Below are 13831 nucleotides of genomic sequence, written 5' to 3' on the forward strand. Positions count from 1 at the left end.
TGTCCTTTATAATTAGAGAATAATAGATGATTCAAGTTTGTCTGTGTTGAATGGAACTAAAGTTTCATAATAAAAGCAAGAATATAATAAGGTGGAACTACATCAACACTGTGAGTATGTGAAGGGGATGATGCTGTTGCCTTATGATCATGTCCTTGTCCACCACCCACTTCTGAAGTATGTGGGTGATGATCATTTCCAGATGCTTTTGGGTGCCATAGGGAGGAGGAGGAGGTATTATTTATTTGGTATTTTGTTGATCCTATATTAGTATTATCGTATGCAAATCCCAGAGTTTCAAAATAAGGAAGACTCTCGATATGCTTATGTTTTGGTATTTGTAATTCTGTTAACGTCGTGTTTTGTACAGTAACATTTACCGAAACTGTAGTTGATGTTGTATTTCTAGAAAAGTTTTTTCCATTGCCACTACCACTGGCTTTACTACTGCTTTTCCCTGTCTCAGAAATAGTTTCACCACACATTACAAAACGGCTTCTTAAATCTGGAACTGTAACTCCATTATAAGTTCCTCCATCACAAAATGCCCAACCTGTAGGGGCACTATTGCCAGAGAACATCACAATCATTCCTCTGGGGAGTACTTTATCAGGATCAATACTGACACCTTTATCATCAACCTTAATACCGTTACCAGCTTTAACGGAAACACCATTTTTATCAACGTTAATACCATTACCAGCTTTAACTTTTACACCACTCTCACTCAAACTCAAACCACTTACACCACTCCAAGCATTACTTCCATCCCCTCCCTCCAATTTTAAATAAAGACCCGTCTTATCAGTTACTACAATCCCACCCCCTTTCCAACACTTAACAGCTATGCCCTCTGAGTCAACGGAAATACTGCCATTATTCTTAGCCTTAACCTCCACCCCTTTTTCACCAACATTAATACCGTTACCAGCCTCAACAGCCACATTATCTGTATTTACAACAATGCCATTGCCTTTACCAACACATATTCCATTGTCTTTATTAATTAGACCGCTACCAAGGTCTACAGATAAAATATCCTCTTTTAACATTAATGGAGAAAAGTCTTTATTGGTGATAGTGCCTATTTTTAAATTAAGTGTACCACTATCATCCAGTTTCAATCCTACTCCTGGTCCATTCTGTTTCGGTGCTTGCCCGGTTGCTTTACGACCAATATCAGCAATATTAATTAAATGTTCATAATCGGTTTGTAATGGGATGCTGCCTGCTTTAAAGCGTTTCTTTAAATCATCTGCTGAGGGATCTTCATTGTTATTATTATTTTCTGAACTAAGCTCTGAATTAGATATATTGTGTTTCTTTTCCATTTTTATCACCTTATATATTAGTCTATTCTATTGCTAATATCCTAAAATTATGACCACATAATGACATAGTAATAATTAAAGATAACGAATTTAATAGTACAATAAGTATCTTTTACTGTAATACTATATTAATCCACTTTTTGCCTATAGATAAATTAATCTTTGTCTTTATTATCTCCAGACTGAAATTGAGGATTTTCAATTGGTGTATTTCCTCTATCATCTTTACTACGATAAATATCTTCTTGAACTTTCGGTACATATAGTAATTGATTACTCTCAATGAATTCAGAATTCCATTCTGTTTCAGATTTACCCATGACCTCAGTTCTCTGCCCTTCAGTGGCAATTCTCATATTCCCTATGCCAGTTAATGCGGAAGGTAGACGTCCCAGCGTTAACATTTCTAAAATATGGTATGCCTCATCTCCTAAAGAAATACCATTATTTTGCCAACGCTTATAGGTGCTGGCAAAATTCCTGAAATGCTCCGGTGACAACCAGTGAATAATCATGGAAACATGAGCAGGAAATTCAGCCAAAATTTCGGTTTTTACCCACGATTCCAGTTTGTGAGGATCGACATTTTTATTCTCAATTAACTGACGATTAATCACTACGCTGACGACAAATGAAAAACGATCAGTATGAGCATATTCTGCACTGGAGAAATACCAGCGATAACGCCATGCATTTTCCTTTTGTGGGAAAGCAACCTTGGTATCTTTATTGCGTGTAATTAATATTTTACCTTTAATACGATCGAATTTTTTTACCGAAGCTTTAAGCATATAGTCAGATGAGGATTTCGTGTTAGCTGACATTTTTTTGGCGGGTTCATAGGAAGTAATTTTATATTTTAGCGTGATTTCGTCACCTTCTTTGATCATAGCAGGAAAGGGACTTTGAGGACTGGAAGTGATCCAGCGTTCATTTTCAGCACCACTTTGATCCGCTTCATCAGCATAAACCAGTTGATAATCCATATCCTCCAGCCACACCGGGCTATCACACCAACGTAGATTACCCTCCGTAAATGCCTGCTGCACTTCGTTCAACCGGTATTCCAAAACAACGCTGTTACGAGTGTCAAGATAAAATGATTTCTCTGTAATCTCAGTGATCACTTGGCCTCGCAACGTGAATCCATTATCGCCTTCGATAATCAGATCAATCATCTGCCCCTGTAATAGCCGCCCTGCTGCACTTTGCTGGGTGATAATTAAGTGATGGCTTTTAGAATCAGGATGACTTTTAATTTCCAGTCCATCAGGTGTTTGTTTACTGTCAAATGCCACATCAGGTTTCACGGGTAAGAGCCGACGATGTTCAATCAGGTAGAAAGGCAGATCAGCCAAATCTGGCGTTTCACTAAAACATTTTCTTCCCAAACCCAATCGGGCCGCAATCCGTTTTTGCAGCGCTGATACTTTATCTATCCGAATATTATTGCGCTGATAGGCCAGCTCTGGCTGTTGAGCCAAATAATCGCGCTGAGTAGACAGAAAATCCTGTCGGCTAAGTATAAGTGGTCTGGCTGCTCGATGAGCACCAAAATAGCCTAACAGATATTCAAGGATAGCCAGCTCCTTTGCATAGTTTCTCTCCTGAATAATGCCTTTATGAGAGATATATGAATCATTATGAAGCTTTTCTACCAAATCAGATTCTATATTTTGATGGACTTTATGGCTGACTGTATTCGCCTTAAAAGGCCATTGTGCGCCATATACCGTATTTCCTCGTTGTTTAAAAGCCAATAGTTTTGGCAATAAAGCAAGTTCGGCACAGCTGTTAGCTAATATTTGTTCAAAAGGCAGTATAAATTGGTGTAACTGCACTTGTTGTAGGGTATGTTTATGAGTTTGCAATCCATAGCAGGCAGGTAATTTATTACTCACCGGATAGTAATCTAGGGCTTTACGATGCCTGCCCCAACTCAATAATTCTGGATGTGTAGTAAATAGTGGCTCCTTAATGACCTTTTTCTCTATATCTTGTTTAAATACGGTTATATTAACCCCACCTTTAGCGGTAATGGTAAGTGGGCTGTTTGATGAAGTAATCAATTCTAAAGGGTCACGGCTCCATAGTCTGGGATAATATCCTTTAACAATTTCCCAAGACCAATGATCACCCGATAACGGAGAAATAATGTCAGCATCATACTTATCTAATTCCAGCCGGGTAACGCCTTGAACACCTTTAATAGCCAATAATCGGTTAACCAACGGGCTTAAATTTAATACCATAGAAGCGTTGTAGTCTCTGATCGGCGGTAATTTAGGTATCCAGCCGTGGTGTAAATAAGGGCCATCAAAGATTTCTTCATTACTGTAACCCATTTCTTTCAGAGTTTGAGTGGTATAACGCAACGGCTTTTCAAGTATGGTTTGTTCCGCCATCATATAAATTTGCGCAAATATGTCAGCAATATCTTTAACGTCATTATCAAGCTGAATACCAATCTTCAAGGGTAAATCAACGGGTTTTAACCAGATAACCTTACTCACCCATTCTCCCAAATTACGATTATCTTTCAGAAATGCTTTCAATCTATTCTCAGCCAGGGTTTTATTATTCTCACTTTCCCGACTCGGCAGTAAATAAAGCCAATAATTTCCTCTTAATGTTAACTGTTCACCCTCTGATTTTGGCATTTGAAAACTGTATTTTCGTTCCTCTTTGCTATACCAGTATGTGTAGCGTTGATCTTTTGGTTCACATATCAGTAGTACATCATTAAATAAAAAGTAACCATTAACCGTATCGTCACTATGCAAATCCAGCAATGCCCGACGATAATCCTCGGCAGTAATTGGGCCACAAGTCAGCATTTGTTGCGGGCCAAACTCCTCTGGAAAAATACCATTGCCGGGTGTCTGTTCCTCTTTACTGGGCGTCAGCAGATCCTTGAGTGGTAATGAGTGGCGGTAAGCCAAATCTGATGCGCCATAACAACACGCTTCTAATAAGGTGACACCAGGATCACTTTCACCCATATCACTCCAGCAGTTACCGGACTGTTGTTCAATAACCGCCTTTGCCTGGTTAAGTAAGGTATCAAAGGCAATATCATCTTTGACGATGGGAAATAAAGCATCCTGATTACTCATGTGCTAACTCCTCTTTTGACCAGACTAAAATCAATACTTCATTATCGTCAGCCCAAATATTTTCACCGATTGCACCTGCCTGCTTTCCCTGTTTTTCCAAGGTTAAGTTCGTCACCCGTTCAACCAGAGAGAATTGCTGGATCGTGGCTAACAACTGGTAATAATCAATGCAGTTACCGGTTGTTACACCAATAGCCGGATTTTCTCCCCACGGCATATAGTTTCGGCTCAATTCCTGTTGTAGCTGATGATGACCGTAGTCAGGATTAACACCTGCGACAAACACCAGTTGATAACGGATCAGGACGTTAACGTAGGTAGGATTGTTAATTTCAATGGTTGCCCAAGGGCTGCTTAATCGACTTAACCATTCAACCATCTCTGCCAACCGGGCCGGGTTCAGTTCTGGACGTAGCGCATCATTATTATCTTTGTAACGGTTATCGGGGATCACAATTAATTGTTGCTTTCCCGGCGCCGGAATGGTGGTTAATTTACCGCCAGAGTGGTGTCTGACATCAAATAGGCTGACAAAATGATCTTTTAGTAAAGTGACCATGTTCCCCCGACTCAGTACCCGGTTACGATGGGACAGCCGGACAGGAATTCGTTTTAGGAAGGCTTGCTCCGTTTCCCGGGGGCGACCGCTCCAGGAAGGCCAAGGTTGAGTGACGTTGCTCATTGCAACAACCGTGTTTACCGGTTGTTTAATGCTGCCAGCGGCCAATCCGTTAATAAAATGATCCTGCTCAACGGTTTCTGTGTTGGCTAAAGTTGCCGTGGTAGCGTTATATAACAAGCCCTTAATTCTAGGGTAATCCTGAGGATCGGTCTTCTCAGTTATCTCTGCTTTCAGCCAGTACCGCCCCGTCGGCATCAAGGCTGCCTGATTTGAAGCATCTGGTGGCAATAAAGCGCGCCAGATCCCCCGGTCAAACAAGTTACGGGTTTGATCGTCAACTAATTTATCCAACTTAATCCAGGTATTACTCTTGTTGAGATAAGACCAAGATAAAGCGAGTGCTTTAATGCCTTCTAACTGCCAATAGAGAGATAACGTTTGCCCCGGTAGTACCCCCGTAAAGCCTAAATAGAATGCTTCATGGACGAGTGCCGGCGTTTCTGCTACTGCCTCGCCCCGGCCAAAAGGCGTCAGAGGATAAACAGTAAATTGCTCAGGTTTAGCTTTAGCGCTGAATTGAACCTGCAACGCATTGATTTGTGGCGTATAGGGTAAATTCTTCCCGGTAGGATCTTGCCAATATTGGGTGTGCATAAAATCCTGCCCAGCCAGTTCTATGCGTATTGATGCAGGCCAGTCGTTGGGCTTTGGGCTGTCTGCAAGAGGGTAATTCATTGCCGGTAAGGTAAATTTCAGACTTTGTCCCTGTGGTTCGTTATCTCCACTGAATAATGATTGAGACTCAGCCTTAGTTTCAGGCTCTTTTAGTATGGTTCTTTCCTGAGGCGTGACTAAATAACCTTGTACTTTAAACGCGCTATTATCGGGTTTAGGGCTATAATCTTTATACCATTCTTTAAAACTCTTGGTAGGTAAGCCAACCCATTGAGGGATAATCGTCAGGGTCGCGTTTTCGGAGTCATACCATTCTGAGGCAACCAAATTAAAACCAGAACCTAACGACGGCAATTGACCAAAGGGAAAGCTGGCGGTATCCGTTTGTTCAATACCGCCGTCAGAGGCATAGTACACATTACGATTGCCGTTAATGCTGATCTCAATATCTTTAATCTTGGGCAGCACAGGCCCCTGAGCAGTGCCCAATTTAAGTACTGGTACAACCGGTGCATCAAATGTCATTCCATCAAGATTGTCAGGAGGCGTGATAGGATCATCATTAGCTGATAAGCAAAGCATCAGATCATCGGTATCTTTTTCTTTTTTTACAGACAGAGAGAGCCAGTGGTCTCCTGAGCTAATCTTAGCGGTGATGTGATCAGCATTACCTGCCCACTTGTCTGCCAGTGTCACTTTAATACTTCGTTCTCCTGCCAACATGGCAAATAGAGGCGAAGTAATCAGATAACCGGAAAGCACCGGAACACCATTAAGCTTTGAGCTAAAAAGTTGGATACCGTTTTCAGGGAATACCATGTTATCTGCAAGATTTAATAATATTGCCGATTTCCAGCCATCCCCCTCTTTCCGACACCAACGTAAGTCGGTCAGTTCCCCTTGATTTGCCAATACATTCGACTCGGACACATAATGTAATGGATTTCCCGCACTATCATGTCCGGCATCAAAGCGAGTTCCTTTAGGAACAAGATATTCAATACGATCCGAACTCAGGGTAATACCTATCGCCACCTGATCCGCCTGGGCATCTCTCGGTTTCAAACCCAATAATTGCCGATAATAAAGATCCCGATGCCGCGCCGGAAAGGTATTAAATAATGTTTTAGTCGTTTCTAATAGTTTTAAAAAAGCCAGTAAAAAAGCCTGATGAGCGGGTAAAAGGCCATTTGCTTTATTCGCATGTTGGTAAATATTGGCTAATTCCTGAGGGCTATTTTTCTGAAAAAAATAGAAGCTACTCCAGAACTGTTTTTTCTCTTGATCGAAAGGGATTTTTTCAGCGTATTCTTTAAGCCAGTTTAAAATATCCAGTGTACTTCTTTCATCAAGTTTAAAATCAGTATCCGATACGATAGCGGCAAGTTTATTCGTTAATCCGGTCTGTCCCATAGTTATACCACCTGTTATTTGAATATAACCTTAATATGTTTTCAGGAGATCGTTGTTATTTAAAAAGAAGATTGGCGAGGTTATCTACCCGGCACTGACAGTATATTGACTGGCAATAAAACGGCCTTTTCCCATACTGGGTACCGTTACATCCGGCCCGGTTGACGGATTATTTGCCGGTTGTGACGGCGTAAAACGGGCGATAAACTGCTGCCCAACCACAATCATCGTGACAGGGCTACGGCAAAAGTTTACCTGCTGGCGGGTATCCAATTGAGCAATGGTGACCATGCCCATGCCGGGTATCGGGTGACTGGGGGTAATATACTGCGCTTGAAACTGTACCTTTTTTTCATCCCCCACAATCACGATCTTTTTTCCCTGGATTTGCGCGTGCCCACTGCCCCTGATGGTCGCCAGTCCCAAAATGGTGACCTGCCGGTTGCCGAATAAGGGTTCAAATAGCAGGATGTCGCCATCAATAACCAGTTGTTTACTCATAAGATCACCCGTATCGGCCCTTCACCAATCTCAAGAATACCTTCAATTTGCAGGCTGATTTCGCTACCCCTTAAAGTATAAGTCACCTGAACATGTAAGGTATTAAGCAAATCTGTTCCCTGATTCACCTGAATTTCAGTCACTTCTGCACGGGGTTCATAACGTAATACGCGTTCTTCAATACGTGTTTGAATCCGTGCCATCAATTCATCACTGATATTTTCAAACATATAATCATTTAAGCCGCAACCGTAATCTTCACGCATAATCCGTTCGCCAGGTTCAGTTAAAAAAAGAATTTTCATATTCTGGCGGACATGCTCTGCTCCTTCCGCCATTATTACGCCAGATTGTGTTTCAGGATGCGCATTATCTTTAATAGAAAATTGAGGCGGGAATGCCCACCCCCGGCCATAAATATCAGCTAATATTTTATCTGCCATCTCACTACCCTATTATTGTGTTAAATTAATTTTTGCCCCTTTAATATCAACCCCAGATTTTCCAGCGGCTGACAGGGATTTATCGGCCTGGAGATTAATTTCCTGTGCATGAGTGATGAGATTTTTAGTGGAACTGATGGTGATATCTTTATCCTGCTGCAAAGATAATGTATTTTTTCCACTATTAAACGCGAGCGTCTTATCTTTATTATCGAATATCAGTGCTTGCTGATTCTCTCCTTGCTTAATCACTAACGTTTTCACCAGATTTTTTTCACTCGGTTCCAACGGCGATTTATTTTTAGGGTTATGCATAGATCCTAATATCACCGGAAAACGAGGATCACATTCAAAGAAACCGATAATCACCTCATCTCCCGGTTCCGGGTAGAAGCAAAATCCACTTTCATGGCTGGCATAAGGTTTACTTAAACGGGCAAAAAGAGTGCCGTTAGTTAAGTTTAAAGCCGGTATTTTAACCGGAATACGACCCAGCGATTGGCTGTCCTGGTGGTATTTTTCTACAATCCCGATATGCAGCTCTTTAACCTGAGGCACAATGTGTTCTACATCTGATTGCATACCTAAAGTTAACCGGGTACGCCAGCCTTGCCGCTGAGTGATGGTCTGCTTTACACCGGTAATAATCGCCTGACCATCCATCCCCTGACCAAAGCCAGTTAATGCCAAAACATCACCCGGCTTATAGCGATCATCACCCTCAACCTCAAAATTACCGGAGATATTATGGCTTCGTCGGTTGCCTATGATGCCTTGAGCAAACTGCTTGGTTTGTTCATTATCCAATGGGTAGCTTAAAATCCATTGCCACTCTTGGTCGGTAAGCGGTTTCAGAGTGTCCGCCGCAAGCTGACCGCGGCCAAATCCGCTGTTCTTTGCCTGAATCGCCTGAGACAGCTTTTGTTGGGTAATATCCCAGGACTGCACTCTTATCGTTTTGGGGCTACGCTGATTATCCCATTGCAGATTAGCTTCAAACAGCACCACGTCCTGGTGGTTACCGCGCTGACGGAGGGTATGTACAGTTGATTGATTCAGTGATTCCGGTGTTACCAACGTAATGGTGTCATTGCCGGGGAGTAACCAGGTATTGGTAGCACTAAGCCGGCTTTTGAGAAAAGTCCAGTCATTACAGCGAAACTGCACCATTTGTTCATGCACCGTCTTAAGCTGAGGCGCTTGTTTTATCGCAACAGGCACACCAGCCTGGCTGAATAACTGCTTGATAATCGCCTCATCGCTCTGTTTACTGAATAGTTGCGAGTGGAAACTATGCGTTAATTTTTGCAGTGGATGTTTTGCCGTCAGAATCATCAGACTGTCCTGACCTTTAAGCCCTAAGGTCTGCCGAACAATGACCCCTTTAAACAACACATTTTTTTGGATCTGCACAATAAGTTCATGATTCGGACGACAACTTGCCAGTTCAGCCTGCGCCTTAGCATCAAAAATATGGCTGGTATCACCGATGATACCCAAAGTGATGTTAGCTGAAGGAATGCCATTGATAGGATAATTTACTGACAAGCTGATGACAGTAAACTGATTGAGTATCTTGCCGCCTATCTTAATCGCTATTGTGGGTATCTTCATACCTCCCTCCGCGCTTGTAGCGTCTGTCCCGGAGTAAAATCATCAAGATTATCCAGACCGTTTTGCCAAGCGAGGGAGAGATAATCGATACCGCCCGCGAGAGAAGCGCCAGCGCCCAGTGCAATCAATGGCAGGGAGAGCATATCGGTTACGTTAACCGCGGTAGCCGGTGGTGATCTTAACTGTTGCTCGGTAGTCTGAATAACAAAACTCTCCTCTGCCACCAGAGATAAAGTGGCAGTTGCCCGCAGCGGGGTAGCATCCCGGTCAAACAAGGTGTAATGAATGCTGAGACCGTCGGCCCGGCAGGCAAAATAGCCTTTGTTTTCCCAGCGCATTTTTCCCCACTTGATTTTAAGAAAGTGAGAGACTTTGGTACCGGCATCAATGGCACAGAGAGTTTTCAGGATCGCCAGTTGAGTTTCTATCGGCGTAGTGTTGCCGGGCATGGATGCATCAAACAACAGATCTAATGACAAGCCGGCAGGTTGAGATGACACATAGTGATTGCTTTGGTGGGTACTGGTAATGCTTTCATCCTTTTTATAACTGGCTTGATAATCCAGTTGGATAGCATCAGGGTTATACATCACCTGTAAACTGCCCACCAAAGTTTTACCTTCCCGATCTTTAAAAGCCGTCAGCGTGAGTTTAGACAGACTACGTTCAATTAAGCTCATAATGACCTCCTGTTTCCCGTAATGCCTCTAACACCTCGTGCTTTATCCTTTCAATCAGGCGAGCGTCGTCCAACGCTTCCTGCACTAATGTTCGCGGAGATGACAAATCACTGGCAGAATCGGTAACTTTAGCTTGAATAATCAATTCTTTAATTTCTACAGTCATGCTTTCACTCCTAACCAGAGCATATCTTGATAACGTAACTCCAGAGAATTCACCAAAACAGCATTACTATTGGCATCAAAGTTACCGGTAGACCAACGAACCGGTAACGCGTTACTGATTGTCCAACTCGCCACGGGTAAAAAATTTTCATTCAGCAACATAATGACCACATCAGCATAAATCGCTTTTTCCCCGCGCAAGACATGATCAAATATCAGAGTGAGTGGTGTCACGGTCATCACACCACGTTCCAACACCAAACTACCGTGTTGGATCTTATCGGCCAGCCAGACATTTCTGGCATTCTCCCCCCCTTGATTGTGTTGAGTCGTTTGCAATTCACGGCTGAGGCCCGATATCTGCTGAAAGGCAATATCAAATGGGCTGGGAATATTGTTAAAAAGAAAACTGGCGATAAAACGGTGTGACACTGATGGGGTGTAGAGGTTATGCATATTTTGCCCCTGTTTATTAACTTAATCGGGTTGCGCCGGTACGAGTATCAAACGTTAAGTTCAGCTCAATAAATTCCGCCGGAATGAGCAGAGACAATTTGATTTTCATGATCATTTTCCCGGCCAGCACATCCGCTTCACTCATTGATTCATCAACACCGAGTAATATGTCAAATGCCCGCTCTTCCTGGGTACCTGACAATCCACCTTTTAACCATAACTGATGCAGCCAGTTGTAGGTTTGGCCCTTAAGTTTCATCCAGGTGATCGGATTATTGGGTTCGAAAACAAAGGCCCGGCCCAGTCGGGTTATATGAGCTTCAATATAGGAGACCAGACGGCGAATTTGGATATAGCGCCAAGGGGAGTCAGGTGTGTTGTCCAGAGTTCGGCATCCCCAGATTTTAATCCCTTTGCCCGGAAAACTGCGAATCAGATTCAGCGGAATGTCGTCATCTCGATTAAAGAGTGCATCAGCTTCAATAAAAGAGCGTACCGGGCTAACCACTTTGGCTAAAGCCACATTAGCAGGGGCGGTCCATATGCCTTTCCGATTATCGTGATTCTGGATGACAGCAGCGACCGCCGCGGTAGGCGAAAGGATGAGATGTTTACCACTTTCTTGGTATGCACTTTTCAGTCCCGGCCAGTATACCGCTCCCCATTGCCGATCATTTGAAGAAAATTGCGCTAAACATTTAGCCGCCAATACTGGGTCATCAGGAGCATCCAGCAATCCCATGATGCCACGCCGACTTTTACCAAGATCAAACACTGACTGCCAGAACTGTAACCAAAGATCTATGGTGGCGTCAGGCTCCCCCTCCTGATTAAAGCGGACAATATCAGGGACCACAATCAGTGTGATAGTACTCTCCGCGGCAATAGCCTGTTTAATCCATTCCTGTTGTAGCGCAGTGATCAATGACTGAAAATCTTTTAATTGCTCATCAGGACCCAGTGGCAGTACATAGGCTTGTTGACCACCATTTTCAAAAAAGTGGCGTACGGAGTAGTACATTAATCCTGACTCCCGAAATTTCAGGGTAAAATTGGTCAGGCTGTTTATTTCGACGACGGTTTTATCACTGATATGGTTGTTTTTAGCCGGTTGGATACAACCAATAAAAACCGGTACACCGATAAATGCATCATCCTGCTTCTGGGATATCAGGTTTTCCGTTACTGTGACGCCCGGCTGTTTAATCGCCATTGTCGTTTCCTCAACAGAACAGGCGCGGCAAACCGCGCCTCAGTATGGTTACTGTGCTACTTTTTGCGAAAATTTCAGGATGATAAATTCAGCCGGGCGTACTGCCGCCATACCCACTTTGACGATCATTTTTCCTTGCTTAATATCGTCGTCGGACATGGTGACATATTGACCAATTTGGACAAAATAGGCTTCTTGGGGACTACTGCCGACCAGCGCCCCTTGTTGCCAGAGTTGATGGAGATAGTTGTCAATGGCTGACCGCACCCGCTCCCAAGTTGGTTGACTATTGGGTTCAAAAACAGCAAATCGCATTGCCTGTTTGATATCCCGTTCTGCCGCATTAAATAAACGCCGTACCGGAATATAGCGCCAGTTGTCATCATCTTTCAGGGTACGTGCGCCCCAAATCAGTGTGCCTTTGCCGGTAAAGTAACGGATAGCATTAATGCCCGCTTTATTCATCCTGCTTTGATCGTTGTCGGTAATTACCTCAACAGGTTTTGCATTATTTAATGCTACATTGGCTGGCGCTTTCCAGACCCCCCGACTGGCATCGGTTGCCGCATAAGCACCCGCAACTGCGGCACTTGGGGGTAAGATGATTTTAGTCGCTTTAAATTTGTCATCGACAGCTTTTTTAGCTTTAACATATTCCTCTGGTGAAGCTGTTTTCAATGTTTCCAGGTTATTAGCTGATGGATCCTCATAACCACTCAGGACAATATCAGCCTCCGCTGGCTGGTTATAAGTAAAAGAGGTCTCTAAATAAGGGTAATAAACAGCGGTTTTATCCGGCTGTGTAGTTGGTTTATCTTCCCCATCTGTACTATCAGCAATCAGGAAATAACCCACTTTGTCTTTTAACAGAGAATTTACTCCACTGTAAACCTCCTGTTTTTGACTGGGTGCTAACGTTTCATCCGTTTCAGGGCAGAGCAGTAAGGTGATCTCCTGCTGTTTTTCTATCAAGTCCGGCAGAGTTGCTAATTCATATTTTACCGCCTTAGCAGTCTTTACTGCTGTAGCTGCTTTTACTTTCGGAATATCAGTTGTCGCTGCCGCTACCAATGGCAGCAAATAACAAACACCACCGCCATTACTAAAATAATGCTGCACAGCAAAAGCACTGAAAGAAATGGTCTTGACATCGGCAACATAGGTATAGGTTTTTTTAACTTCCTCATCCACTGAGATACCACCACCGATTTTAGCATTTTTCTGACTGTTTTTGAGTGGCTTAGGAACAGTCTCCGCGCTTATTTCTGCCTTTTCTTCTGCTTTTTCTTCTGTTTTTTCCTCCGTCTTTTCCTCTGCCTTTTCTTCTGTAGCCTGTATTGACACTATAAAAGATGAAGATAATGAAAACTGCGAGATAAAATCTAACCAACTGGTGATTTTAATACAGCTACCCTGTTCTATTTGGCTCCCATCTTTTCTGAAAAACTTACCAATAAAAACTGGAATAGCCGTTGGGCTGGTGCTAATTGATAACGATAGCGAAGCATCTTCCTCAATATAAACACCGGGTGTAGTATATGCGTCAGACGGCATTATGACTTCCTCATTCAATTTAGATGATTAAACTATTAAGCAGGCCAC

Annotated in this window: 11 protein-coding genes; all 11 read right to left on the reverse strand. The window is 43.0% G+C overall.

The window, feature by feature from the left end; all coding sequences use genetic code 11:
• Positions 1-56 precede the first annotated feature (56 nt).
• The 11 genes from LGZ99_RS00985 to LGZ99_RS01035 all read right to left on the reverse strand — a co-directional run bounded on the left by LGZ99_RS00985 (position 57) and on the right by LGZ99_RS01035 (position 13783).
• The gene (locus tag LGZ99_RS00985; protein ID WP_036837093.1) at positions 57-1331 is read right to left on the reverse strand and encodes a tail fiber protein; all 1275 of its coding nucleotides are present in this window, start codon (positions 1329-1331) and stop codon (positions 57-59) included.
• Positions 1332-1486: 155 nt separating this feature from the next.
• On the reverse strand, positions 1487-4447 hold the full coding sequence (locus LGZ99_RS00990) for a baseplate wedge protein (RefSeq protein ID WP_036837091.1): 2961 nt from the start codon (positions 4445-4447) through the stop codon (positions 1487-1489).
• A complete protein-coding gene (locus LGZ99_RS00995) occupies positions 4440-7157 on the reverse strand; it encodes a baseplate J/gp47 family protein (RefSeq protein WP_036837089.1) in 2718 nt (905 codons plus the stop codon). The genes LGZ99_RS00990 and LGZ99_RS00995 overlap by 8 nt, the downstream gene beginning before the upstream one ends.
• 84 nt (positions 7158-7241) lie before the next feature.
• Positions 7242-7658, reverse strand: a complete 417-nt coding sequence (locus LGZ99_RS01000) for a contractile injection system spike tip protein (RefSeq protein ID WP_036837087.1) — start codon at positions 7656-7658, stop codon at positions 7242-7244.
• A complete protein-coding gene (locus LGZ99_RS01005) occupies positions 7655-8101 on the reverse strand; it encodes a GPW/gp25 family protein (RefSeq protein WP_023046404.1) in 447 nt (148 codons plus the stop codon). The genes LGZ99_RS01000 and LGZ99_RS01005 overlap by 4 nt, the downstream gene beginning before the upstream one ends.
• A 12-nt stretch (positions 8102-8113) precedes the next feature.
• Complete coding sequence (locus LGZ99_RS01010; RefSeq protein WP_036837085.1) at positions 8114-9715, reverse strand: phage baseplate assembly protein V; 1602 nt, start codon at positions 9713-9715, stop codon at positions 8114-8116.
• Positions 9712-10395: a CIS tube protein gene (locus tag LGZ99_RS01015; RefSeq protein ID WP_036837083.1), complete on the reverse strand. Its 684-nt coding sequence runs from the start codon at positions 10393-10395 to the stop codon at positions 9712-9714. Before LGZ99_RS01015 ends, LGZ99_RS01010 begins: the two co-directional genes overlap by 4 nt.
• Positions 10382-10561, reverse strand: coding sequence for a DUF5908 family protein (locus LGZ99_RS01020; RefSeq protein ID WP_021325530.1), 180 nt, complete (start codon positions 10559-10561; stop codon positions 10382-10384). The genes LGZ99_RS01015 and LGZ99_RS01020 overlap by 14 nt, the downstream gene beginning before the upstream one ends.
• Positions 10558-11016 carry a phage tail protein gene (locus LGZ99_RS01025; protein WP_023046406.1) on the reverse strand — a complete coding sequence of 153 codons (459 nt, stop codon included), beginning with the start codon at positions 11014-11016 and terminating at the stop codon, positions 10558-10560. Before LGZ99_RS01025 ends, LGZ99_RS01020 begins: the two co-directional genes overlap by 4 nt.
• Positions 11017-11032: 16 nt before the next feature.
• Positions 11033-12229, reverse strand: coding sequence for a phage tail sheath C-terminal domain-containing protein (locus LGZ99_RS01030; protein WP_036837081.1), 1197 nt, complete (start codon positions 12227-12229; stop codon positions 11033-11035).
• 48 nt (positions 12230-12277) lie between these two features.
• Positions 12278-13783, reverse strand: coding sequence for a phage tail sheath family protein (locus LGZ99_RS01035; RefSeq protein ID WP_036837079.1), 1506 nt, complete (start codon positions 13781-13783; stop codon positions 12278-12280).
• Between the last annotated feature and the right edge of the window lie 48 nt (positions 13784-13831).

The organism is Photorhabdus temperata, from assembly GCF_025384845.1.
Classification (GTDB): Bacteria; Pseudomonadota; Gammaproteobacteria; order Enterobacterales; family Enterobacteriaceae; genus Photorhabdus; species Photorhabdus temperata.

What these genes read in the sequence shown, in the direction of transcription:
- LGZ99_RS00995 (WP_036837089.1), bottom strand. Translation starts at nt 7,157, where the DNA reads ATGGGACAGACCGGATTAACGAATAAACTTGCCGCTATCGTATCGGAT.
- LGZ99_RS00990 (WP_036837091.1), bottom strand. Translation starts at nt 4,447, where the DNA reads ATGAGTAATCAGGATGCTTTATTTCCCATCGTCAAAGATGATATTGCC.
- LGZ99_RS01005 (WP_023046404.1), bottom strand. Translation starts at nt 8,101, where the DNA reads ATGGCAGATAAAATATTAGCTGATATTTATGGCCGGGGGTGGGCATTC.
- LGZ99_RS01015 (WP_036837083.1), bottom strand. Translation starts at nt 10,395, where the DNA reads ATGAGCTTAATTGAACGTAGTCTGTCTAAACTCACGCTGACGGCTTTT.
- LGZ99_RS01020 (WP_021325530.1), bottom strand. Translation starts at nt 10,561, where the DNA reads ATGACTGTAGAAATTAAAGAATTGATTATTCAAGCTAAAGTTACCGAT.
- LGZ99_RS00985 (WP_036837093.1), bottom strand. Translation starts at nt 1,331, where the DNA reads ATGGAAAAGAAACACAATATATCTAATTCAGAGCTTAGTTCAGAAAAT.
- LGZ99_RS01030 (WP_036837081.1), bottom strand. Translation starts at nt 12,229, where the DNA reads ATGGCGATTAAACAGCCGGGCGTCACAGTAACGGAAAACCTGATATCC.
- LGZ99_RS01035 (WP_036837079.1), bottom strand. Translation starts at nt 13,783, where the DNA reads ATGCCGTCTGACGCATATACTACACCCGGTGTTTATATTGAGGAAGAT.
- LGZ99_RS01000 (WP_036837087.1), bottom strand. Translation starts at nt 7,658, where the DNA reads ATGAGTAAACAACTGGTTATTGATGGCGACATCCTGCTATTTGAACCC.
- LGZ99_RS01010 (WP_036837085.1), bottom strand. Translation starts at nt 9,715, where the DNA reads ATGAAGATACCCACAATAGCGATTAAGATAGGCGGCAAGATACTCAAT.
- LGZ99_RS01025 (WP_023046406.1), bottom strand. Translation starts at nt 11,016, where the DNA reads ATGCATAACCTCTACACCCCATCAGTGTCACACCGTTTTATCGCCAGT.